At 67.8% G+C, this 21,101-nt stretch carries 22 protein-coding genes; 11 read left to right on the forward strand and 11 right to left on the reverse strand.

All coding sequences use genetic code 11. The annotated features are described in order from the left end of the window. Positions 1-23: 23 nt before the first annotated feature. The 3 genes from HNP52_RS02845 to HNP52_RS02855 all read right to left on the reverse strand — a co-directional run bounded on the left by HNP52_RS02845 (position 24) and on the right by HNP52_RS02855 (position 1,840). Positions 24-695, reverse strand: a complete 672-nt coding sequence (locus HNP52_RS02845) for a hypothetical protein (protein WP_184162193.1) — start codon at positions 693-695, stop codon at positions 24-26. A gap of 35 nt (positions 696-730) precedes the next feature. Then, complete coding sequence (locus tag HNP52_RS02850) at positions 731-1,579, reverse strand: hypothetical protein (protein ID WP_184162196.1); 849 nt, start codon at positions 1,577-1,579, stop codon at positions 731-733. Positions 1,580-1,699: 120 nt separating this feature from the next. Further along, complete coding sequence (locus HNP52_RS02855) at positions 1,700-1,840, reverse strand: hypothetical protein (RefSeq protein ID WP_184162198.1); 141 nt, start codon at positions 1,838-1,840, stop codon at positions 1,700-1,702. Positions 1,841-2,018: 178 nt separating this feature from the next. Between HNP52_RS02855 and HNP52_RS02860 the strand changes: the two genes are divergently transcribed. Next, complete coding sequence (locus HNP52_RS02860) at positions 2,019-3,197, forward strand: hypothetical protein (RefSeq protein ID WP_184162201.1); 1,179 nt, start codon at positions 2,019-2,021, stop codon at positions 3,195-3,197. 48 nt (positions 3,198-3,245) lie between these two features. After that, complete coding sequence (locus tag HNP52_RS02865) at positions 3,246-4,262, forward strand: triacylglycerol lipase (RefSeq protein ID WP_184162205.1); 1,017 nt, start codon at positions 3,246-3,248, stop codon at positions 4,260-4,262. Here the strand turns inward: HNP52_RS02865 and HNP52_RS02870 are convergent. After that, the gene (locus HNP52_RS02870) at positions 4,259-5,152 is read right to left on the reverse strand and encodes a LysR family transcriptional regulator (RefSeq protein ID WP_184162208.1); all 894 of its coding nucleotides are present in this window, start codon (positions 5,150-5,152) and stop codon (positions 4,259-4,261) included. The genes HNP52_RS02865 and HNP52_RS02870 overlap by 4 nt on opposite strands. 112 nt (positions 5,153-5,264) lie before the next feature. Here HNP52_RS02870 and HNP52_RS02875 point away from each other — a divergent pair, with 112 nt between their 5' ends. The 4 genes from HNP52_RS02875 (at position 5,265) to HNP52_RS02890 (ending at position 7,936) form a co-directional block, all read left to right on the forward strand. Continuing rightward, positions 5,265-6,017, forward strand: coding sequence for an SDR family NAD(P)-dependent oxidoreductase (locus HNP52_RS02875; protein WP_184162211.1), 753 nt, complete (start codon positions 5,265-5,267; stop codon positions 6,015-6,017). 44 nt (positions 6,018-6,061) lie between these two features. Continuing rightward, positions 6,062-6,487, forward strand: a complete 426-nt coding sequence (locus HNP52_RS02880) for a nuclear transport factor 2 family protein (protein WP_260395869.1) — start codon at positions 6,062-6,064, stop codon at positions 6,485-6,487. A 109-nt stretch (positions 6,488-6,596) separates the two neighbouring features. Then, positions 6,597-7,385 (forward strand): DUF4198 domain-containing protein, encoded by a 789-nt coding sequence (locus HNP52_RS02885; RefSeq protein ID WP_184162213.1) that lies wholly within the window; start codon positions 6,597-6,599, stop codon positions 7,383-7,385. Between the two features lie 170 nt (positions 7,386-7,555). Further along, complete coding sequence (locus tag HNP52_RS02890) at positions 7,556-7,936, forward strand: septal ring lytic transglycosylase RlpA family protein (protein ID WP_260395870.1); 381 nt, start codon at positions 7,556-7,558, stop codon at positions 7,934-7,936. Here HNP52_RS02890 and HNP52_RS02895 read toward each other — a convergent pair. Next, positions 7,933-8,781: an oxygenase MpaB family protein gene (locus HNP52_RS02895; RefSeq protein ID WP_184162219.1), complete on the reverse strand. Its 849-nt coding sequence runs from the start codon at positions 8,779-8,781 to the stop codon at positions 7,933-7,935. The genes HNP52_RS02890 and HNP52_RS02895 overlap by 4 nt on opposite strands. Positions 8,782-8,884: 103 nt before the next feature. On the opposite strand from HNP52_RS02895, the gene HNP52_RS02900 reads away from it, so the two are divergent. Together HNP52_RS02900 and ppc are read left to right on the forward strand one after the other, a co-directional pair. Then, entirely contained in the window at positions 8,885-9,892 is a 1,008-nt protein-coding gene (locus HNP52_RS02900) for a L,D-transpeptidase (RefSeq protein ID WP_184162222.1), read from the forward strand. A gap of 385 nt (positions 9,893-10,277) precedes the next feature. After that, a complete protein-coding gene (gene ppc / locus HNP52_RS02905; RefSeq protein ID WP_184162226.1) occupies positions 10,278-12,950 on the forward strand; it encodes a phosphoenolpyruvate carboxylase in 2,673 nt (890 codons plus the stop codon). A gap of 346 nt (positions 12,951-13,296) precedes the next feature. Here ppc and HNP52_RS02910 read toward each other — a convergent pair whose 3' ends face one another. The 6 genes from HNP52_RS02910 to HNP52_RS02935 form a co-directional block, all read right to left on the reverse strand. Then, the gene (locus tag HNP52_RS02910; protein WP_184162229.1) at positions 13,297-13,692 is read right to left on the reverse strand and encodes a thioesterase family protein; all 396 of its coding nucleotides are present in this window, start codon (positions 13,690-13,692) and stop codon (positions 13,297-13,299) included. Positions 13,693-13,823: 131 nt separating this feature from the next. Then, entirely contained in the window at positions 13,824-14,216 is a 393-nt protein-coding gene (locus HNP52_RS02915) for an MliC family protein (RefSeq protein ID WP_184162232.1), read from the reverse strand. A gap of 57 nt (positions 14,217-14,273) precedes the next feature. Beyond that, the gene (locus HNP52_RS02920; RefSeq protein WP_184162235.1) at positions 14,274-14,687 is read right to left on the reverse strand and encodes a biopolymer transporter ExbD; all 414 of its coding nucleotides are present in this window, start codon (positions 14,685-14,687) and stop codon (positions 14,274-14,276) included. A gap of 95 nt (positions 14,688-14,782) precedes the next feature. Further along, entirely contained in the window at positions 14,783-15,373 is a 591-nt protein-coding gene (locus HNP52_RS02925; protein WP_184162238.1) for a YdeI/OmpD-associated family protein, read from the reverse strand. A 46-nt stretch (positions 15,374-15,419) separates the two neighbouring features. Beyond that, positions 15,420-15,758 carry a DNA primase gene (locus HNP52_RS02930; RefSeq protein ID WP_184162241.1) on the reverse strand — a complete coding sequence of 113 codons (339 nt, stop codon included), beginning with the start codon at positions 15,756-15,758 and terminating at the stop codon, positions 15,420-15,422. Between the two features lie 76 nt (positions 15,759-15,834). Then, positions 15,835-17,067 carry a multidrug effflux MFS transporter gene (locus HNP52_RS02935; RefSeq protein WP_184162244.1) on the reverse strand — a complete coding sequence of 411 codons (1,233 nt, stop codon included), beginning with the start codon at positions 17,065-17,067 and terminating at the stop codon, positions 15,835-15,837. Positions 17,068-17,284: 217 nt separating this feature from the next. Here HNP52_RS02935 and HNP52_RS02940 point away from each other — a divergent pair, with 217 nt between their 5' ends. The 3 genes from HNP52_RS02940 (at position 17,285) to HNP52_RS02950 (ending at position 21,091) form a co-directional block, all read left to right on the forward strand. Continuing rightward, positions 17,285-19,153, forward strand: a complete 1,869-nt coding sequence (locus HNP52_RS02940; protein ID WP_184162247.1) for a hypothetical protein — start codon at positions 17,285-17,287, stop codon at positions 19,151-19,153. 252 nt (positions 19,154-19,405) lie between these two features. Beyond that, on the forward strand, positions 19,406-19,906 hold the full coding sequence (locus tag HNP52_RS02945) for a hypothetical protein (RefSeq protein ID WP_184162250.1): 501 nt from the start codon (positions 19,406-19,408) through the stop codon (positions 19,904-19,906). A 234-nt stretch (positions 19,907-20,140) separates the two neighbouring features. Continuing rightward, a complete protein-coding gene (locus HNP52_RS02950) occupies positions 20,141-21,091 on the forward strand; it encodes an isopenicillin N synthase family oxygenase (RefSeq protein WP_184162253.1) in 951 nt (316 codons plus the stop codon). Positions 21,092-21,101: the final 10 nt, after the last annotated feature.

The raw sequence follows: 21,101 nt of genomic DNA on the forward strand, positions 1-21,101 counted from the left end.
CCGGCCGCCCCAAGGCGGCGCGATCAATAGACTTCGTGCCAGTTCTCCACCGACGAGGCGCTGCTGGCCAGCCCCCAGCAGATCAGGCTCGGGCGGCTGGCCGAGGCCTTGCCCCTGACCAGCCGATATTCGAGCCGGCGGCAGCGGAAGCCGTCGACGGTCTCCTCGCGGAGCAGGGTCAGCGTGCCGACCGAGGCCTTGCCCTGCCAGCGCAGACTCTGCCCGACCGTCCAGGTGCCGAGGCGCATCGCGCGCTCGTTATACTTGCCGCTGAATTCGTCGAACTCGAATTTCGGACGGCCGTCGAAGTCGATCCCGCCTTCGCAATCGTTGCAGCTGACTTCGCCGAACTTGTTGTATCGCGTCTTCTGGGCCTCCACGTCCGCCGGGACGGCGATGTCGCCGACATAGCGAACCGCCCTGGCGGCCGCAGGCGCCGGCGCAGGCTGCCCGTTCCCACCGGTGTCGCTCGCCCCGGCATCGCCTTCGGGTGCCGCCTCGGGGTTGCGCGCGCGCTTGCGGCCGGCACCGTCCACGGCGCTGGTGACACCCTGGCGGACCTTCTGCTCGGGCTCGCTCTCGGCATGACCCACGGCGCGTTCGGCGAGGCGCTTGAGGAAGCCCTGGGCCTGCGCGGCCTGGGTGGTGGCGAGAAAGGCAGCGGCAAGCGCCGCCGCACGATAGAGATGCTGCATGGTCTACTCCTGATCGATGCGGGTGATGCGCGCGGTTACCGGACCGCCTTCATGCGGCGCCGGACGTCTTCCCAGTCGGTCATGAACATCGCCGCGGCGAGGCGGGCGACCGGGCGCTCGGGACTGAGCCGGTCGCTGCGCAGATCGTCATTTTCCTGGGAATAGCTCGAGACATTGACGAGCAGCGGATGCACGCCCGCCGCGCCGGGCTGGTACCAGCTGCGATCCTGCTGGAGCTGCAGCGCGAGCGGCCGCGGGGCCCAGGCATATTCCGCATCGGGATCATAGTCGGGCAGCTGATCGGCGACGTAGAGGCCATAGGCGGCGCCGGTGCGGATCTGGAGGCCGCCGCCCCACAGCCCCTCGGCCTGGACCCGGCGGCGGGCCATCATGTCATAGGGATTGAGGTGGACGTTGAGCACCGCACCCTCTTCCGAAGGCGTGATGTAGCGGCCATCGCGCAGCACCGTGTCGGGCTTGCCGGCGATGACGCTCTTGGCGCGGATGCTGAAGATCGCCGCGACCAGCCGCACGCCCTCCAGCGTCGGCACCACCGAGATGTTGATGTCCGCCTGGAGGCTGGTGCCGCGCACGTCGCGCAGCGAAGGCTGCCGCATCAGCGCCTCGAACGCGACCATCGCGCGGCGGCGCAGCAGGTCGATCTCGGCCACCGGAATCCGCGCCAGATTGGCCGGCTGGTGGACATGGATGTCGGGCGCCTTCGAGGTCCAGCCGGGCAGGCCGGCGCCCGGATCGGCCGCGCCGGCGGTCCAGCGCTGGACCAGCTTCTTCGGGGCGCGACTGTCGACGGGCGCGGCCAGCGCTGTAGGCACCGGCGCGGCGGAGGACGCCGCGAACAGGCCGAGCATGGCAAGGTTGAACATCTGTCTCATCCGTCCGGCTTTCACAAAGTGGCGTGGCTCGGCTGCGCTTCGTGAGGCGCGGCGAAGGCAACGCGCAGAAGCCATCGCCCCCGATGGCGAAGAGCCGAGAACGGCGCTCCGCTAGGTCTGGCGCCCGGTGCTTTCCATGTGCGCACGCCCAAGCCGGTCATCGGCGCTGCGGGCGAACCGCTCCGCGACGAAGCCCGCCGCATGCGCGACCAGGCCGGACATCGCGCCGCCCCGCGCATCCTTCCGCCGCATGGGGCACAGGAGCGGACGGGCGAGCCCAGCCGGTTCGCATCGGGTTTCATCGCCATGGCGGCGGGCCCCATCGCGGCAGCGCCCTGCCCGTCGCGCCCGCGCCCGCCCCCGCAATTTCCGGGGCGACAGCGAGCCGCGCCGGCGACAGCTGGCCGCAGCACCAACGGGAGTTTCCGGTATGATCGTCCTACGCACCTTGCCGGCGCTGGCAGCGGGCCTGATGCTGTCGAGCGCGACCGTGCCGGCAGCCGCGGGGATGAAGGCCGCGCCGGCGAAATGCACCAGCGGCTGGGTGGGCAACGTCCAGTACAGCCGGCACATGGCGAACAGCCAGAACAAGACGGTGGCGCGCGTATCCGGCAAGGGCACGGACACGACCAGCTGGTCGATGACCTATGACTATGCCGCGCAGGTGACGGTGCGCGCGACGGACAATCCGGACATCAGCTTGGGCCGGGCGAACATCAACCTGAAGTCGATCTCCACCGAGACCAAGGCGGCCGAGGACAGCGACATGTGCATGCAGCAGCGCGTGTACCGCACGGTATCGGGCAATTTCGTCTCGAAGAGCGAGACGCGCGCCAATGGCAACGGGCTCGACGCCGACGTCAATATCGGGATGGACGCCGAAGGCACCTATCGCGTCAGCGTGCGCCTGCCCGAGATCAAGGGCGTTGTGTCCGGATCGGAATCGGGCAGCTTCCGCGGACAGTGCAAGGCGAAGGAGGGCGTGAACCGCACCATCGCCGACCTGCCGACGACGATCGACCCGGTGCAATTCTCGAGCGACGGATCGGACCGGGTCGATCCGCGCGAGCCCGACCGGCTGACCGGCAGCCATTCCGAGACGCTTGCCGGGGCGACCGACACGATCAGCTGGAACCTGCGTCGCTGCGGCGGGGCGCTGCGGCTGGTCGACCTCAAGTTCGAGGACATGCGCTTCCCGACCTGGGGCGCCTGGCAGAAGATCACCGAGCAGACCGGCACGATCGACGGCAATCTGGTGCGGATCACCGCCACCGTCGCCAATGACGGCCCCGAAGAGAAGCTGGCGACGCTCAAGCTGCGCGAGACCTACAAGGGCGACAAATGGGATGGCGCCAAGCCGGACAGCACGCTGGACGAAGGCACGATGAGCGTACCGGCGGGCGAGCAGCGCGACATCACCTTCGAATGGGACAGCTCGGGCTATGCCTGGTACGACGACGGCCGCCCCCGGCTGGTCCAGCGCATCCGCGCCGAAGTGGAGGACAAGGGCAGGAAGGCCGACGAGATGACGCGCAACCTGAAGGTCGCGCCGAAGCCGGTCGTGCTCGTCCACGGCCTGTGGTCGAACTGGCAGGCCTGGGAAATCTAGCAGAACATCCTGACCACCAGCCATTCCTATGACTGGAAGGCGTTCCCGGTGGGCGAGAAGCCCGAGCATGGCCGGATGCGGACCGGCGACGAGCCCGGCAATTTCGCGCCCACCAACACGATCGACGAAAATGCCGCCCAGCTTTCGCGCTATGTCGAATATGCCCAGACCGATCGCAATGCCTGGCATGTCGACATCGTCGCGCACTCGATGGGCGGACTGATCAGCCGGCGCTACATCCATGCGGCGATGCCGATCTATCCGGACGGCAAGCCGCAGGTGGGGCACCTGGTGATGCTGGGCACGCCCAACCGGGGCAGCAGCTGCGCCGACCTGATCAGCATCCCGCTGGAGCTGGCCGGCAAATCGATGGATGCGCTGCGCGAGCTGCGGCCGGTATCGGTGCTGCGATTCAACCAGGTGAACGTCAACCGCAAGGGCGTGCCCTTCTCGATCCTGGCCGGAAACCCGTTGCCGCCGGTGTGCAGGATGCTGGCGATGAACGACGGGGTGGTTGCCGAACCCTCCGCGATCTGGACGATCGAGGATCATGCTGTGGAGCGCACCATCCACACCAGCCTGACCGGGGCCGCGCAATTCTCGTCCTTCGTGAAGCCGCGCCTTGCCATCGGCCCGGGCAAGCAGGGCGCGCAGGACAAGCTTGCCGCGCTACTGCCGGGCGGCGGCGGCGGGCGGCTATTCGAATTCGCCCGCGCCTGCCTGGAATTCCTCGGGCTCGCGGATCCGAAGGATCCGGATGCGGGGGATTTCTCCAAGGTGGCAATGCTTGCACCGGGGCAGGTGATGGAGATCGCCATCCCGGTGGAGGATGCCCGGAACTTCGGAGTCACCTTCGTCGCCGCCAATAGCGTCTCCGTGACGCTGGCCGACGACAAGGGCGCACCGCTGGGCAGCAACCTGGCGGGCAAGCCCGAGGCGAGCCAGCTGTTCCGCGGCATCCTGGTCGACCGGGCGATCGCTCGCGCCACCTGGAAATTGACGCTGCGCAACGACGACAAGGTGGAGCGCCAGGTCGTGCTCTCGACCTGGTCGAACGCGCGCTAGGCGCGGGCGCGGGGGAAGCCGGCGGCGAGGTGATCGATCAGCGCGCGCACCGCGGGCGGCAGCCCGCGGCGGGTGGTGAAAACCAGATGGACGATGCCCTGCACCCCGCGCCATTCGGGGAGCACGCGGACGAGGCGGCCGGACTCCAGCGCATCGAAGCAGACATGATCGGGCAGGATCGCGACCCCCAGCCCGTCGATCGCGGCGCTGCGCACCGCCGCCATGTCCTCGCAGCCCAGGCGCGGTTCGACGCGCAGCACATGGCTGCGCCCCGCTTCGGTCTCGAGATGCCATTCGAGATCATCGGCCGCGTCACTGGTCGCGAGCGCCGGCACTTCGCCGAGCTGCTCGATCGTCTCGATCCGATTGGCCAGTTGCGGGCTGGCGACGACGATGCGGGTCGACTTGCCGAGCGAGCGCATCGTCAGCGCGGCATCGCTGGCGAGGCTGGCGCGGACCCGCAACGCGAGATCGACACGCTCGGCGATCAGGTCGACCGGGCGATCGGTCGCCACCAGCTGGAGCCGGACCTTGGGATAGCGCTGCAGGAAGGACGAGATCAGGCCGGCGATCGGCTCGAGCATGCCGGTGGGGCAGCTGAAACGGATGCGGCCATGCGGCTCGGCCTGGGCCTGCAGCACCAGCGCCTCGGCCTGCTCGGCCTCCGCCAGCATTGCCCGGCAGCGCTCGTAAAAGGCCTGGCCCGTATCGGTGACGCGGAAGCGCCGGCTCGACCGCTCGATCAGCCGCAGGCCCAGCCGCGCCTCGAGCCCAGCGATGCGGCGGCTGAGCTTCGACTTGGGCTCGCGCAATGCCCGCCCCGCCGCGGCGAACCCGCCATGCGCGACGACCTCGGCGAAATAGGCATAGTCGTTGAGATCCACCCGCATCATCGTTCCTCCAATGGAACGCTAAGTGCCATATTAGCCGACTACACGCATCATCGTTCACGCTGCATCTCGTGCGGGCAACGGCGCTTTGCCGAACCGAAGGAGACAGACGATGGCGAACAAGTTCCAGGACAAGGTGGTGGTGGTGACCGGCGGCACGAGCGGCATCGGCCTGGCCACGGCAAAGGCATTCGCGGCCGAAGGCGCATCGGTGTTCATCACCGGCCGCCGCCAGGACGCGCTCGACGCCGCGGTGAAGGCGATCGGCGGGCGGGTGACCGGGGTGCGTGGCGACATGGCGCAGCTCGCCGATATCGACCGGCTCTATGACGCGGTCCAGCAGCAGCACGCGCAGATCGACGTGGTGTTCGCCAATGCCGGCGGCGGCGAGATGGCTCCGCTGGGCGCGATCAGCGAGGAGCATTACGAGAAGACCTTCGCCACCAATGTGAAGGGCGTACTGTTCACCGTGCAGAAGGCGCTGCCGCTGCTCAAGGACGGCGCTTCGGTGATCCTGACCAGCTCGACCACCAGCATCTCGGGGACGCCGGCGTTCAGCGTCTATTCGGCGACCAAGGCGGCGATCCGCAACTTCGCGCGCAACTGGATCCTCGACCTCAAGGACCGTCGCATCCGCGTCAACGCCGTCAGCCCGGGCGTGACCGACACCGCCGGCCTCAACGAGCTGTTCGGCGGCGGCGAACAGGCCGAGGGCACCAAGGACTATCTGGCCAGCCTGATCCCCGCCGGCCGCGTCGGCCAGCCCGAGGAGATCGCCAGGGCGGTGCTGTTCCTCGCCTCGGACGATGCCAGCTTCGTCAACGGCGTCGAGCTGTTCGTCGATGGCGGGCAGGCCCAGATCTGAGGACGAAAGCTCCCCGGGGCCTGGCTCCGGGGAGATTCCTGTTGATGGAGGACGAGATGGTACCGAACAGCGAATCCGCCGATCGCATCCGCGAGCTGCTGCTGCGCAACCTCGAGGAAGTCTTCGGCGAGAGCGATGCCGGGCTGCGCCGCGCCGCGATCGAGGAACTCTGGGCCGAGAACGGCGTGCTCTACGCCCCCACCGGGCCGGTCACCGGCCATGCCGCGATCGCCGACTTCGCCGGCACGCTGCGGGCGATGCATCCCGACTTCGCCTATGCGCCGGGCAATCCGCAGATGCTCCACAATGCCGGGCGGCTCGGCTGGGGATCGGGACCGCGCGGCGAAGCGCCGGCCTATACCGGCTGGGACTTCATCCTGGTCGAGGGCGGCAGGATCGCCGCGCTCTATGTGTTCCTCGACGAGGGATCGGCGGAATCCCGGCGGATGCGGGACGCTGCCGGAAACTGAGACCGGGGGGCGGCCTTTTTCCGGAAAGGCCGCCCTGTTCCCGATCCGCACTTGCGATTGATAGTGAATCGCAATAATCGATCGCCAACTGCTTTCACGGGGGCCGATCATGCGATTTCCGAAACTGATCCTGCTGGGCGCGCTCGGCGCCATCGCGCTGGGCAGCGCCGCCCAGGCGCACATGCCCTATCTGCTCCCGACGCTGTTCGACGTGGGCAAGGGCGATCATGTGACCGTGACCTCCTCGTTCGGCGAGGACCCGTTCGTGCCCGAGATCGGCATGAAGGACGCGCCCTTCCACTTCATCAAGCCGGACGGCACGCGCGGCGAAGTCGGCAAGCCGACCTATCTGCGCGACCTGACCGTGTTCGAGGCGGACCTGTCGGCCGAGGGCACCTACCGGCTTACCACCGGCCAGCGGCTGGGCCGGATGGGCAAGATGTACTCCGTCGGCGGCAAATGGATCATCGCCGGCGAGGATGGTGCGCCGCCGGCCGGTGCCAAGGAAGTCGCGGTGCAGAGCACGACGCTGGCCGAGGCCTATGTGACGCGGGGCGCGGCGAGCAACGGCGCGCTCAAGCCGATCGGCACCGCGCTGGAAGTGCAGGCGATCACCCATCCGAGCGAGATCAGCGCGGGCAGCGACGCGAAGTTCCGGCTGTTCTTCGACGGCAAGCCGCTGGCCAATACCGAAGTCACGCTGTTCCGCGCGGCGGGCAATTATGACGGCAAGAAGATCGTCGCCACGGTGACCTCTGATTCGCAGGGCAATTTCGCCCTGAAGCCCAGCGATGCCGGGATCTACCTGATGCTGGTGCGCCACCGCACCGAGGCGCCGGCCGGATCGGCGACGCCCTATCGCAGCTATACCTACACCCTCGCCTTCGACGCGGCCTGAAAGCGCGGTGGTTGCGCGGTTCGTCGCCGCGCAACCACCATATGCCGCAGGATCAGTCCTCCGGTGTGGATTTGTTCACCGATCGGCGGCAGGTCCGCGGCGGGGACAACTGCAAGGCACGGGTAATGGGGGCAGGATTTGAGCGGGGGCTGGCGATTGCCATTGCGGCAATGCTGCTTTCCCCTTGCGCGATCTCCCATGCCAATGCCCCCGGACTGGCACCCGAAGCCGCGATCGCCACCGGCGAGGCCAGCTATTATGCCGACCGCTTCGCCGGCAAGCGCACCGCCAGCGGCGAGGCCTATGATCCCAGCGACTTCACCGCCGCGCATCGCAGCCTGCCCTTCGGCACCCGCGTGCGGGTGACCGACGTGCAGACCGGGCGGAGCGTGGTGGTGCGGATCAACGATCGCGGGCCCTGGGGCAAGGACCGGCTGATCGACGTCTCGCGCGCCGCCGCCAACGAGATCGGCCTGGCCCGTCGCGGCCGGGGTACCGTCTCGATCGCGCTGGCCCAGGACGACACCGACACCGACACCGCCGAGGACTAACGGAACGCCCAGCGCAGGGTGCTGGCGACGCCGCGGGTGCCGATGCGTACCGCCGGCGTAGCCAGGCCGGCGCTGGAGAGACCGTGCATCGCCCGCGCCCAATCGGGCAGCAGATCGACCGCCGCACCGAAGGTCAACGCCTGGAAGGGCTTCACCGCCATGCTCGGCGCCGGCTGGTCGAGGACCATGCGGGCAACTTCCCGCGTACGCGCATCGACGACCAGCTCGGGACGCATTTCCGCGATAAAATTATCCGCGTCGGCCCGGCGGCGAGGGATTCGAACCGCGCCCAGCGCTTCGGCGATACGGGCGAAATCGGCGAAGTAACGGTCCTGATCCGCGAGACTCATGTTCGGCTCGGCATAGCGGATCCACGCATCGAGGAAGCTCACCGCCTCCGTCACATGCACCCAGGCGAGCAGGTGCGGATCGTCCGCCGCATAGGGCGTGCCATCGGGCAGCACCCCCTTCACCCGCGTGTGCACGTCGCGGACCTTGTCGATCATCTCCCCGGCCTCGACCGCCGAGCCATAGGTCGTCACCGCGATGAAGCGCGCGGTGCGGCGCAGCCGGCCGAGCATGTCGCCACGGAAGGTCGAATGATCCCACACGCCCGCAAGCACCGCGGGATGGAGCATCTGGAGCAGCAGCGCCGCGACGCCGCCGACCATCATCGTGGTGACGTCGCCGTGCACCCGCCACACCACCGACCGGGGACCGAACAGGCTCTCGTCCGGCTTGCGCTGGACCGGCTTCTCCCCGCGCGCCTGATCATTGAACACCGCGCGCACTTGCCCGATCAGCGCGGTGCGCAGCCGGTTCGCGATGCCGTCCGCCGGAGTCATGCACCCAAGTTAGGGTGTCCCGCACGTCGTGCAACCGCCCGGTTTTCGGAACGCCTCCGTGCTGATAGGATGTCATGACGTCACTCCCCCGGGGACCCCAGCCTTGTTCCGATCGACGCGCTTCCGCGCGCTTGCCCTCACTACCGCCACCGCGCTGCTCGCCACCGCCGGCGCTGCGCAGATGCAGCCGATCGGCGACGGCACGGTGATGGCATCGGTCGAGCGGCTGCGGCCCGGCCAGTTCCTCTGGGTGCCCGAGATCGCCCCCAGGGGACCGATGCTGGTGGTGGTCAACATCGCGACGCAGCGCGTGGTCGCGTATCGTAATGGGGTGCCGATCGCGGTCTCGACCGTATCGACCGGCAAGGCGGGGCACCGCACGCCGACCGGGGTGTTCACCATCCTGCAAAAGGCGAAGTGGCACCGATCGAGCAAATATTCGAACGCGCCGATGCCGTTCATGCAGCGGCTGACCTGGTACGGGATCGCGCTCCACGCCGGAAACCTGCCCGGCTATCCCGCCTCGCATGGCTGCATCCGCCTGCCGCACGAATTCGCGCGGCTGCTGTTCGACGAGACCGCGCTGGGGATGACGGTGATCGTCACCAACCAGGCCCCGGCGCTGCGGATCGGCGCCCAGCCCAATATGCCCGCCCTGCCCGCCGGCCCGGCGGTGTGGCGGCCCGAGCTTTCGCGCTCCGGCCCGGTCTCGATCGTGGTGAGCGGCGCCGACCGGCGGATGGTGGTGCTGCGCGGCGGCGTGGAGATCGGATCGGCGCCGGTGGCGTTCAACGGCGTGATCGAGCGCACCCAGGCCTATGTGCTGCAGGACGTGACGGCGGGCCGGTATAACTGGAAGCGGCTGGCGCTGCCGGGCGAAGGCTATGCGGGCGGCAATGGCTTTACCGCGCAGGCGGACGGCTTCCAGGGCAGCGACCCGTTCCGCCGCGCGCTGGCCGAAGTGGTCGGCCCCGGCACCACCATGGTGGTGATCCCCGATTCGCTGGGTCTCGGGCCGGATCTCGCGCCGCCGCAGGAACCGGACGTGCTGATCGAGAATGATCCGGGGGTGGCGGACTGGCTGGAGGATGCCAGCGTGATCGCGCGCTGAGAGGCAGTGCCTTCCGCTCCCCGGCGAAAGCCGGGGCCCAGGGTAACGGAGCGATCCGGCAGAGAAACCCTGGGCCCCGGCTTTCGCCGGGAAGCGGCAGGTGGATCGGTATTCGAATTCCCCTCCCTGCAAGGGAGGGGTTAGGGGTGGGTTAGAGAAGGGCGGGCTCGATGCCCGGCCTTTTCTATTCTCCGCAGCCGTCTCGCCGGGCGCCTCCGGAAGGCCGGAGGCGCAACCCACCCCCGGCCCCTCCCTTGCAGGGAGGGGAGAAGAAAAGAATTCCGGCTCAGGTCGCCGCAATCCAACCCGAAGAAGCGAAACTAAACGCACCCCCAAGCGCTTTGCCGTTGACCCCGTAACGTTTCGCAGTGCAGCAACGCGCCTCATGGCTAGCCTCGCAATCGCAAATAACGAGGATGTTCGCTTCCTCGGTCGGCTCCTCGGCAACGTGATCCGTGCCTATGGCGGCGAGGAGCTGTTCAAGCGCATCGAATATATTCGATCGACCTCGGTCGACCGGGCGCGTGGCGTGGCCGGATCGGGATCGGTCGATCGCGGGCTCGACCGGCTGAGCCTGGACGAGACGCTCGATTTCACCCGCGGCTTCATGCTGTTCTCGATGCTCGCCAATCTGGCCGAGGACCGGCAGGGCGTGGCGAGCGAGAAGGATGCCGATATCGCCTCCGCGCTCAAGCGGCTGGAGAGCGAAGGCATCGGCCGCGACGCGGTGATGGCGCTGCTCGACCATGCGCTGGTCGCCCCGGTGCTGACCGCGCACCCGACCGAAGTGCGCCGCAAGTCGATGATCGACCACAAGAACCGGATCGCCGAGCTGATGCTGCTGCGCGACCAGGGCGTGGCCGAGACCGAGGATGGCGACCAGGTGGAGGAAGCGATCCTCCGCCAGATCGCACTCCTTTGGCAAACCCGCGTGCTGCGCCGCGAGAAGCTGGGCGTTGCCGACGAGGTGGAGACCGCCCTCTCCTATCTGCGCGACATCTTCCTGCCGGTGCTGCCGGCGCTCTATGCCCGCTGGGACCGCGCGCTGGGCAACCGCACGCCGAGCTTCCTGCGCCCCGGCAGCTGGATCGGCGGCGACCGCGACGGCAATCCCTTCGTCACCGCCGATTCGATGCAGTTCGCGCTGGCCCGCGCGGCCGAGGCGGTGCTCGGCTATTATCTCGACGCGGTCCACGCGCTGGGCGCCGAGCTGTCGATCTCGACCGAGCATGTCGAAGTGAGCGAAGCGCTGCTCAAGCTGGCCGAGGCCAGCCATGACGAAGCGCGCAGCCGCGCCGACGAGCCCTATCGCCGGGCGATCACCGGCGTGTACGCACGGCTTTCCGCCACGCATGAGAAGCTGACCGGCAAGGCGCCGCCGCGCCCGGCCGCGATCGCCGCCGAACCCTATGCGACGCCGGGCGAGTTCCGCGACGAGCTGGTGACGATCGCCCGCGCGCTCGCCGACGAGGGTGCCGGCCCGCTCGCCACCGGCGGTGCGCTGGGCCGGCTGATCCGCGCGACCGAGACCTTCGGCTTCCACCTCGCCACGCTCGACATGCGCCAGAACAGCGCGGTGCACGAGCGCGTGGTCGCCGAGCTGCTCAAGGCCAGCGGCGTGGTCGAGGATTATGCCGCGCTTTCCGAGGACGACCGCATCGCGCTGCTCCGCAAGGAGCTGGCCAATGCGCGGCCGCTGACCAGCCCCTATGCCGAATATTCGGAGGAGACCGCTTCCGAGCTGGCGATCGTCCGCGCCGCGGCGCAGGCGCATGCGAAGTACGGCCGGGCCTGCATCACCCATTACATCGTCTCGATGGCGCAGTCGGTGTCGGACCTGCTCGAGGTCCATATCCTGCTCAAGGAAGCGGGCCTCTACATCCCCGGCGACGAGCCGCAGGCGCATATCATGGCGATCCCGCTGTTCGAGACGATCGGCGATCTCGAAGCCGCGCCGCCGATCATGGAAGCCTGGCTCGGCCTGCCCGAAGTCGCGGCGATCGCGGCGAAGCGCGGCCACCAGGAAGTGATGATCGGCTATTCCGATTCGAACAAGGATGGCGGCTACCTCACCTCGACCTGGCAGCTGTCGCGCGGATCGACCGCGCTCAAGCCGGTGTTCGAGAAGGCCAATCTGGGCATGCAGCTGTTCCATGGCCGCGGCGGCGCGGTGGGCCGCGGCGGCGGATCGAGCTTCGCGGCGATCCTGGCCCAGCCGCGGGGCACGGTGCAGGGCCGCATCCGGGTGACCGAGCAGGGCGAGATCATCGCGGCGAAGTACGGCACGCGCGAGAGCGCGCGTACCAACCTCGAGGCGATGGCTTCGGCGACCCTGCTTGCCAGCCTGGAGCCGGAGAAGCTGAACAAGGCCGATGCCGAGCGTTTCGCGGCGGCGATGGACCAGCTCTCCGACGCCGCGTTCAAGGCCTATCGCGGGCTGGTCTATGAGACCGAGGGCTTCACCAGCTTCTTCCGCCAGGCGACGCCGATCGCCGAGATCGCCGGGCTCAAGATCGGCTCGCGCCCGGCCAGCCGCAAGAAGAGCGACGCGATCGAGGACCTGCGCGCCATTCCCTGGGTGTTCAGCTGGGCGCAGGCGCGCGTGATGCTGCCGGGCTGGTACGGCGTCGGCCAGGCGATGGAGCAGTTCGAGGACAAGGGGCTGCTGCGCGAGATGGCGACGGCCTGGCCGCTGTTCGCCTCGACGCTGGCGAACATGGAGCAGGTGCTGGCCAAGTCCGACATGGAGATCGCCGCGCACTATGCCGCGCTGGTCGAGGATGCGGGCCTGCGCGACAAGATCTTCGGGCAGATCCGCGAGGGCTGGCAGAAGACGCATGACGGGCTGCTCCAGGCGACGCGGCAGACGCGGCTGCTCGAGAAGCACCAGGCGCTGGAGACTTCGATCCGGCTGCGCCTGCCCTATATCGAGCCGCTGAACCTGCTGCAGATCGAGCTGCTCAAGCGGCATCGTGCGGGCGAAGAGGATCCGCGGATCGGCGAGGGCATCCTGCTGTCGATCAACGCGATCGCGACGGCGCTGCGGAACAGCGGGTAAGGCTTCAAATCCTCCCCCAAAGCGCAGCGGCGGGGGAGGTGGCATGCGCAGCATGACGGAGGGGGCGGCGCGGCGAAGCCACGCCGTCCTGCGCTTGCCGCACGCGGTGGACGCGCCGTTGGCGCGCCCCCTCCACCATTCGCTTTGCGAATGGTCCCCCTCCCCCGCCGCTTCGCTCTGGGGGAGGATTTTCAAGGCAGGCGCCACCACCGGCACAAAGCAGTTCCCCCGGCGAAGGCCGGGGCCCAGTTGCAATGTCTTTCGAGAGGTTTGGCCGTCCCAACCCGATGCGCCGAAACTGGGCCCCGGCCTTCGCCGGGGATCGGGGCAGGACCGCGCGGCGCGTTCAGTCCGCCAGGAACGGCGCGGCCACTTCGGGGGGCACGCGGATCAGGCGCTGGGTCGCGCGGTCGATGATCGCCCAGGTGGTCTTGGCCTCGACCCGCACCTTCCCGTCGGCGCCGGTGAACTTCATGTGGCGATCGAAGCGCGCGCCGCGCGGGGCATGGGGGACCCAGGTCTCGGCGGTCACCGTCTCGCCTTCGCTGACATTGCCGCGATAATCGATCTCGTGCCGGGTCACGACCCAGAAATAGGCCGCCTCATGCTCGGGCGCGGCGACCGCATACCAATGCGCCACCGCCACGTCCTGGATCCACTTCACCCAGACGGCATTGTTGACATGGCCGAGCTCGTCGATGTCCTCGGGCCCGGCGGTGATCGTCGCGGTGTAGCTGGGCATCTGTCCTTCCGGCTTGATCGGAGGAGTTTCCCCCGCTTCGCCTTGCGCGGCAAGATGCCGCTGCACCCTATTCGGGATTCCTCGTCACCCCGGCCCTGGGCCGGGATGACGGTGTGGGAGTATATTCCGTCTCAGCCGCGAATGGCGGTGCAGGCGATCGGCGGCTGGCCCGGCGCCTCGTACGACATGGCGTCGCCCTTGCCCTGGAAGGTGACCTGGCCGTCCGAATAGCGGATGCCCGACGCCATGACCTGCTGCTGGAGGGTGATCGTCGTGCCCGCGCGGGTGACGACGGCGCTGCCCTTCTCGGGATCGAAACGGGCGACGATGCGCACGCCGTCCATGCAGCGGAAGCGCGCGGTGATGGCCTTGCCCGCGCCCTTCGCGGGCGCCTTGTCGAGCGGCGCGGGCGAGGCATCGGTGGTGATGTTGGTCTCTTCGGCCTGCGCGGCGTTGACCGGTGCGGCGGGCTGCTGGCTGGAGCAGGCGCCGAGCGCGAGCAGGGCGATAAGGGGTAGGCGCATCGGGGAAATCCTTGGTTCGTTCGGCAGCGTAACGAACGCCCGATGCGCCCGTTCCCGTCAATCTTCCAGGGGTCGATTTCCGACAAAGCCGAGCTTGGTGATGCCCGCGCGCTTCACGGTCGCGAGCACGCCGTCGAACCGCTCATAGCGTGCTTCGGGATCGGTCTGGAGATGCAGCGCGGCGCCCGATTGCTGGAGCGTGGTCAGCTTGGCGGGCAGCGCCGCATCGGCGAGCGCGGCGCCGTTCCAGTAGAGCGAACCCTGGCGATCGATCGCGAGCACCGCGGGCGGCTGCGGATCGACGGTGCCGCGGCCGACGGGGAGATCGACCGGCACCTTGTGGCTGGCGATCGGGATGGCGATGATGATCACGACGAGCAGGACAAGCATCACGTCGATCAGCGGGGTGATGTTGATCGCGCCGATCGGGGCGGCATCGGGAAGACGACGGGCGCGGATTGCACGGGCCATGGCAGCTCTCCTCGTTATGATGATATACCGTAACATATCGGAGGGCGTTGGCAAGCGGGCTTGGCCGCGCTTTCGCGGGGCGCGGATCTAGCGGTTCAGCAATTCTCGTACTTCCAGTTACGGCGCTTGCCCTCGCGCATCCAGGCGACTGCTTCCGCCACCCGCTTGGCCTTGGTCTCGGGCCGCTTGGCCTCGGCGATCCATTCGCAATATTCGCGGCGGCAGCCGGGCGGGAAGGCGGTGAAGGCGGCCTGGGCGGCGGCGTCCCCGGCCAGCGCCTCGGCGAGCTCGGGCGGGACTTCGGCCTCGCCCTTGGGGGCGGCGCGGGGACGGGCGGGCTTGGCTTCGCCGAGCCGGGCCACCGCGTCGCGGATCAGCTGCTCGACCTCCTCGGCCGGCGGCAGGTCGGCGAGCGTTTCGATGCGGCCGAACTGGCCCATCGCCTCGCCTTCCTTGCCGGTTTCATTCTCCTGGCGGTTCCAGAAGCCGAAGCTCGCATGCGCCTTGAACGCGGCCATGTTGGCGAGCGGCTTGCCAGCCAGGGTGAAGAAGGGGTGCGACCATTTGATCGTCTCCTCCACCTCGGGCACCGCGGCGTGGAAGCGCGCGCGCAGCCATGACAGGATCGGCCGCGCGAATTCGGCGCGGCTCTCGATATAGGCGTCCACCCTGGGGTCCCTGGTCATGGGGCGGCATGGTCTGCCGCTCCATGGGCCAGGTCAAGACAGGCTTTCAGGGCTCGAGCGAGTCCTCGTCGGCATCGTCGAGATCGTCGTCATCGTCGAGCTCGTCCTCGTCGAAATCGTCCTGGACCTCGTCCTCGGCGATGGCGCGCTCGGTCTGCTCGGCCTCGTCATCCTCCTCGCCGATCTCGTCATCGACCATGCGGAGGTCGTCCGCGTCGTCATCGTCGTCGTCGCCGAAATCGGGGGACAGGTCGGTCAGGATATCGCCGTCGCTCGGGCCGTCATTGGTCGCCTCGAGGATCTCGGCGCGCTGGCTCTCGTCATAGCCTTCCTCGTCGAAACCGTCGTCACCCGAACCACGTCCCGGAACCTGGTAACCGCCCATTGCCTGTCCTCACGTAACGCGCCCGCCACCGCGGCGGGCCTCGTGAGTGCGAACGGCGATGGCGCCCGAGCGTTCCCTAGCCGGGGCGGAACATGCGTCCGCGCTCGGTCACCGCTACTACCACGAAAGCGATGACCCCCATAAGCAGGAATCCGGTGTAGAGCGGCACGGTGGTGCCGTCGAACGCTTGGCCGATCGCCGCGCCGATCAGCGCCGAGCCGAGCGTGGTGACGAAGCCCTGGAGGCTGGACGCGGTGCCGGCGATCTCGCCCATCTTCTCCATCGCCATCGCCGAGAAGTTCGAGGTGGAGAGGCCGACACAGCCCATCATCAGCGCCTGGAGCACGGTGAAGCTCCAGATCGATTCGAAGCCGGCCAGCGCCACGGCGAGGTGGATCGCGGCGAAGGCGATCATGCCGGTGAGCGCCGTGTGCGAGATCCGGCGCATGCCGACCTTCATCACCAGCCGCGAATTGAGGAAAGAGCCGAGCGCCATGGTCGAGGCGACGCAGGGGAAGACCACCGCGAGCAGCTCCGGCGCGTGGAACACGTCCTCCATCACCTGCTGCACCGAGCCGAGGAAGCCGAACATGCCGCCCGACAGCAGCATGATGCCGATCGTATAGCCCACCGCCTGGCGATCGCGCAGCATCAGGCCGTAATCGGCGACGATGCGCGCGGGGTTGAGCGACAGCCGGTTCTCCCGGTCCAGCGTCTCGGGCATGCGCAGCCAGAACCACAGCACCACCGCGGCCGCGACGCCGCCGATCGCCCAGAAGATCAGCCGCCAGGAACCGGCATAGAGGATCAGCTGCCCCAGGCTGGGCGCGACGATCGGCGCGGCCATGAAGACGATGAAGGCCAGGCTCATCACCCGCGCCATCGCCCGGCCGGCGAAACAGTCGCGGACCAGCGCCACCGAGACGACGCGCGCGCCGGCCGCCGAGGCCCCCATCGCCGCACGGGCGACCAGCAACAGGGTGAAGCTGCCCGACGCCGCGGCGATCACGCTGGTCACCACATAGGAAGTGAGCGCGATCGCCAGCACCGGGCGGCGACCGAAGCGATCCGACAGCGGGCCATAGGCGAGCTGGGCGAAGGCGAAACCGATCAGGAAGGCGGTGATGACGTACTGGCGGTGATTGGGCTCGGCCACGCCGAGGCTGTGGCCGATCGCCGGCAGGGCAGGCAGCATCGAATCGATGCCGAGCGCGGTGAGCGCCATCATCGCGGCGACGAGGCTGACGAACTCGCCGAACGCGAGCGGCGCCTTGTTCTGGGCGCTTGCTGTGAGGTGCGGCTCTTCCATAGCGGCGCAAATGGCGCATCCTCGCCGCTACGTCACCCCCTGTTGCATTGCCGGCATGCGTCCGCCCTTGCGTCCAAGGCCGTCATTCCGGCGACCAGGGGGCCGCGCCCCGCTTGGTTGGCGCCAAAGCCCATAGTAGCCCGGCCGGGAGGTGCATCGGGGGGCCGCCGCAGCCATGCGCTGGCCCGCACCAGACCGACCGCGTTTGGGAGAGCCGATGAACAAGCTGCGCCTTATCCCGCCCCTGGCTTTCGGCCTGCTTCTCACCAGCGCGGCGAACCCGCCGGCACCCGCCGGAACGCCAGGCGCCGCGCAATGCCCCAGAGGATGGTCGGGGTCAGTCCAGTTCACGCGGAAGCAGATTAGCACGATATCCAAATCGGAGCCGCGGCTCTCCGGCAAGGGCGTCCAGACCTCCAGCTCGACGACGAGCTATGATTATTCCGCACGGATCCGGGTGCGCGAGACGCCCGAACGGCGCGGCTACAGCACCGCTACGGCCAACGCGACCTCGCTGCTGAGCTTCTCCGAAAGCCGCTCGTCCACGGACCAGGGCATGTGCAGCGGCGAACGCCAGCCCCGCACGATGTCTGGCTCCTTCACCACGCAGCGGGAGACGCGCGCCACCACCCCCGGTGTGGAGGCAAATGTCAGCGTCACGATGAGCGCAAACGGCGCCTATTCGATCGGCATATCCGTGCCTTCGCTCCATTCGACGAATACCGGGTCGAGCTCGAGCAGCTATAGCGGCCAGTGCTACCCCAAGAAGGGCGGCACCACCGACGTGCCGGTTTCCTACGGCCGCACCGACCCCGTCTCCTTCTCCACCGACGGCTCGCACCGGGTGCCGCTCTCGAACCTGGACCATCTGTCGGGCACCTATTCGAAGAAATACGGCAACGTCACCGACACGCTCGTCTGGGACCTTCGGCGGTGCAGCACGCCGCTGCGCTTCGTCGACCTCAAATTCGAGGACATGAAGTTCCCGCTGTGGGAAGCATGGCGGGAAGTGACACCGGAGATGAGCACGGTCGACGGCAACATCGTGCGGCTGAAAGCGATCGTCGCCAATGACTCGGACGAGGACCAGTCCGCCACCCTGATGTTCAAGGACGGGGACAGTCGACTAACGAACCTGCCCGAAGGCCATCCCGACCTGCTGGAGGAGGTCTCGTTCAACGTCCCGGCCGGCGAGGAGCAAACCGTCGAATTCCTGTGGGACACATCGGGTTATGCGTGGTTCGACAGCCGCCAGGCGCGGCGATTCCAGAAGATCAAGGCCGAGATCTGGGACAACAACAAGAAGATCGACGAAGTCACGCGCAATCTGAGGCTGGCGCCCAGACCGCTGGTGCTGGTCCATGGCTACTGGGCCGATTGGTCGATGTGGAGAAGCTGGCCTTACATGATCAGGCAAACACATGGCGATTGGTCGGCATTCGCGGTCGGCGAAAGGCCGGGAAACGGGAGGATGGACATGGGCGAAAGCGCGACGTCGCTGAAGCCCACCAAGACGATCCGCCAGAATGCCGCGGAGCTGGCGCGCTATATCCGCTATGCGCAGGAATTCTCCAATGCCTGGCACGTCGATATCGTCGCGCACACGATGGGGGGCCTGGTAGCGCGGCAATATATTCACCAGTCGATGCCGATCTATCCAGATGGCAAGCCGCAGGTCGCGCACCTCATGATGCTGGGGACGCCGAATATGGGCAGCCCATGCGCCGACGTGATGAGCGCGCCGCTGGAAGCCATCGGCAAGCCGGTCGAGGCGTTGCGTGAAATGCGGACGAGCGTCGTCGCGCAGTTCAACAAGCAGATCTTCGAACGCAAGGGCGTGGAATTCTCGGCCCTTGCCGGGACCCTTGGCATTCCGAGATGCTACTCGCTCGACTTCAATGACGGCTTCACACCGGTGCCGTCTGCGCTCTGGACGATCGCTGACACCGCCAAGATGAACATCCTGTACGACGCCATGGCCAGCGGCGCCGTGTTTTCGGAGTTCGCGATGCCAAGGGTCGCGAAGGGGCCCGGGGTACGACCTCGCGGGATCAAGCTGGAAGGCCCAAAATCCGGCACCCCATAGCGCCGGTGGGCGCTGAACCGCAGGAGCATCCAGCCTCTTCGGTTCCCCGGCGAAGGCCGGGGCCTAGTCGCAACGTCGTTCGAGGGGCTTTTGCGCCATCGATAATTCATCGAGCCTGGGCTCCGGCCTTCGCCGGGGAACCGCCAACCCTGGCGCGGCCCTTCCGTCACCGCGCCGCTGCGCCACGCCCTGTTGCGCTGCCGGCATGCTTCCGTTAGTGTGTTGTGTAGATAATACGCCGGAGACTGGTCGATGCGTTATTTGCCGCTGCTGCTCCTTCCCCTCGCGCTTGCCGCCTGTGGCGGCGAGGGCACCTCGATCTCGATCAACGCGCATTCGGACGATGACGACAATGCCGTGTTCGCGATGAACAACGGCGCCGTATCGGTGAAGAGCGACGGGTTCGAGGGCAGCTTCAAGGTGCCGAACATCAAGATGACCGCCGAGAATTTCGACATGGACGGGGTGAAGCTCTATCCGAACTCGACGATCACCAGCTTCAACGTCGATGCTACGGACCATGCCGGCAAGCAGAAGGACGAAGGCAAGGTGACGGCCGCCTTCTCCAGCCCCGCCGACCTTGCCAAGGTGCAGGGCTGGTTCCGCGACAAGCTGACCGCCAAGGGCTTCAAGTTCAACGAGAAGGGCAATGGCTTCGCCGGCACCACCGATGACGGCGAGAGCTTCACCATCGACCTTTCGGCGGACGGCGCGGCGAAGACCAGCGGCAAGATGGTGATTGTCGGGAACTAGGGCTGGGCGGTTCGCCGCCTGGCTGCTCCCCGGCGAAAGCCGGGGCCCAGGGTAACGGAGCGACACGGCAGAGAAACCCTGGGCCCCGGCTTTCGCCGGGGAGCGGTTCGGATGTGTGGCGCTTTGACCGCGCGCAAGTCGCGCGGCGGCCAATCGAGTCATGGCAGCACCGGGCGCGCCTCTTGTCGCGCCGGTACCGGCGGGTCTAACTGACCGCCAAGGAGACTCGATAAAATGGCTACTATTCTCGACGAGGTGCCTCTCGTCTCGATGGCCGAGCAGGCGAACGACCCCGAGGGGTTCGCCCAGAAGTTCGGTCAGTCGTTCCGCCGCTTCGGCTTCGCGATGGTCGCGGATCACGGCGTGCCGCAGGAGCTGATCGATCGCGCCTGGGCCAAGACCAAGGAATTCTTCGCGCTGAGCGAGGAAGAGAAGCGCCAATATCACATCCCCGGCGGCGGCGGCGCGCGCGGCCTGACGCCGTTCAAGACCGAAATCGCCAAGGGCGCGACGCATGTCGATCTGAAGGAATTCTGGCACATCGGCCGCGAGCTGGCCAAGGGCCACCGCTTCGAGGCGCAGATGGCGCCGAACATCTGGCCGCACGCGCCGGAGGGCTTCAAGGAGACCTTCCTCGAGCTGTTCCAGGCGTTGGATGATGCCGGCGACCGGCTGCTCTCGGCGATCGCGGTCTATCTCGGCCTCGAGCCCCACTGGTTCGACCGCGCGGTGAAGGACGGCAATTCGGTGCTGCGCCTGCTCCACTATCCGCCGGTGCCGGCCGATGCCCCCGAAGTGCGCGCCGGCGCGCATGAGGACATCAACCTGATCACGCTGCTGCTCGGCGCCGAGGAAGCCGGCCTGGAACTGCTCGACAAGGACGGCCGCTGGCTACCGGTCAAGCCGCCCGAAGGCGCGATGGTGGTCAATGTCGGCGACATGCTGCAGCGGCTGACCAACCATTACCTGCCCTCGACGACGCACCGCGTGGTCAACCCGCCGGTCGAGCGCCGCGGCACCCCGCGCTATTCGATGCCCTTCTTCCTGCATCCGGCGCCGGACTTCCTGATCGAGACGCTGCCGTCGACGATCACCGAGGAAAGCCCGAACCGCTATCCGACGCCGATCACCGCGCACGACTATCTGTTCGAGCGGCTGGTCGAGATCGGGCTGATCAAGAAGTAAAAAAGCAAAA

Source organism: Sphingomonas kyeonggiensis, assembly GCF_014204495.1.
Lineage (GTDB): Bacteria > Pseudomonadota > Alphaproteobacteria > Sphingomonadales > Sphingomonadaceae > Sphingomonas > Sphingomonas kyeonggiensis_A.

Excerpts from the sequence above, each read along its gene's own strand:
- ppc (WP_184162226.1), top strand. The coding sequence starts at position 10,278 with ATGGCTAGCCTCGCAATCGCAAATAACGAGGATGTTCGCTTCCTCGGT.
- HNP52_RS02880 (WP_260395869.1), top strand. The coding sequence starts at position 6,062 with ATGGAGGACGAGATGGTACCGAACAGCGAATCCGCCGATCGCATCCGC.
- HNP52_RS02940 (WP_184162247.1), top strand. The coding sequence starts at position 17,285 with ATGAACAAGCTGCGCCTTATCCCGCCCCTGGCTTTCGGCCTGCTTCTC.
- HNP52_RS02855 (WP_184162198.1), bottom strand. The coding sequence starts at position 1,840 with ATGCGGCGGAAGGATGCGCGGGGCGGCGCGATGTCCGGCCTGGTCGCG.
- HNP52_RS02945 (WP_184162250.1), top strand. The coding sequence starts at position 19,406 with ATGCGTTATTTGCCGCTGCTGCTCCTTCCCCTCGCGCTTGCCGCCTGT.
- HNP52_RS02920 (WP_184162235.1), bottom strand. The coding sequence starts at position 14,687 with ATGGCCCGTGCAATCCGCGCCCGTCGTCTTCCCGATGCCGCCCCGATC.
- HNP52_RS02910 (WP_184162229.1), bottom strand. The coding sequence starts at position 13,692 with ATGCCCAGCTACACCGCGACGATCACCGCCGGGCCCGAGGACATCGAC.
- HNP52_RS02895 (WP_184162219.1), bottom strand. The coding sequence starts at position 8,781 with ATGACTCCGGCGGACGGCATCGCGAACCGGCTGCGCACCGCGCTGATC.
- HNP52_RS02890 (WP_260395870.1), top strand. The coding sequence starts at position 7,556 with ATGCTGCTTTCCCCTTGCGCGATCTCCCATGCCAATGCCCCCGGACTG.
- HNP52_RS02935 (WP_184162244.1), bottom strand. The coding sequence starts at position 17,067 with ATGGAAGAGCCGCACCTCACAGCAAGCGCCCAGAACAAGGCGCCGCTC.
- HNP52_RS02885 (WP_184162213.1), top strand. The coding sequence starts at position 6,597 with ATGCGATTTCCGAAACTGATCCTGCTGGGCGCGCTCGGCGCCATCGCG.
- HNP52_RS02915 (WP_184162232.1), bottom strand. The coding sequence starts at position 14,216 with ATGCGCCTACCCCTTATCGCCCTGCTCGCGCTCGGCGCCTGCTCCAGC.
- HNP52_RS02930 (WP_184162241.1), bottom strand. The coding sequence starts at position 15,758 with ATGGGCGGTTACCAGGTTCCGGGACGTGGTTCGGGTGACGACGGTTTC.
- HNP52_RS02950 (WP_184162253.1), top strand. The coding sequence starts at position 20,141 with ATGGCTACTATTCTCGACGAGGTGCCTCTCGTCTCGATGGCCGAGCAG.
- HNP52_RS02925 (WP_184162238.1), bottom strand. The coding sequence starts at position 15,373 with ATGACCAGGGACCCCAGGGTGGACGCCTATATCGAGAGCCGCGCCGAA.
- HNP52_RS02875 (WP_184162211.1), top strand. The coding sequence starts at position 5,265 with ATGGCGAACAAGTTCCAGGACAAGGTGGTGGTGGTGACCGGCGGCACG.
- HNP52_RS02860 (WP_184162201.1), top strand. The coding sequence starts at position 2,019 with ATGATCGTCCTACGCACCTTGCCGGCGCTGGCAGCGGGCCTGATGCTG.
- HNP52_RS02870 (WP_184162208.1), bottom strand. The coding sequence starts at position 5,152 with ATGCGGGTGGATCTCAACGACTATGCCTATTTCGCCGAGGTCGTCGCG.
- HNP52_RS02850 (WP_184162196.1), bottom strand. The coding sequence starts at position 1,579 with ATGTTCAACCTTGCCATGCTCGGCCTGTTCGCGGCGTCCTCCGCCGCG.
- HNP52_RS02845 (WP_184162193.1), bottom strand. The coding sequence starts at position 695 with ATGCAGCATCTCTATCGTGCGGCGGCGCTTGCCGCTGCCTTTCTCGCC.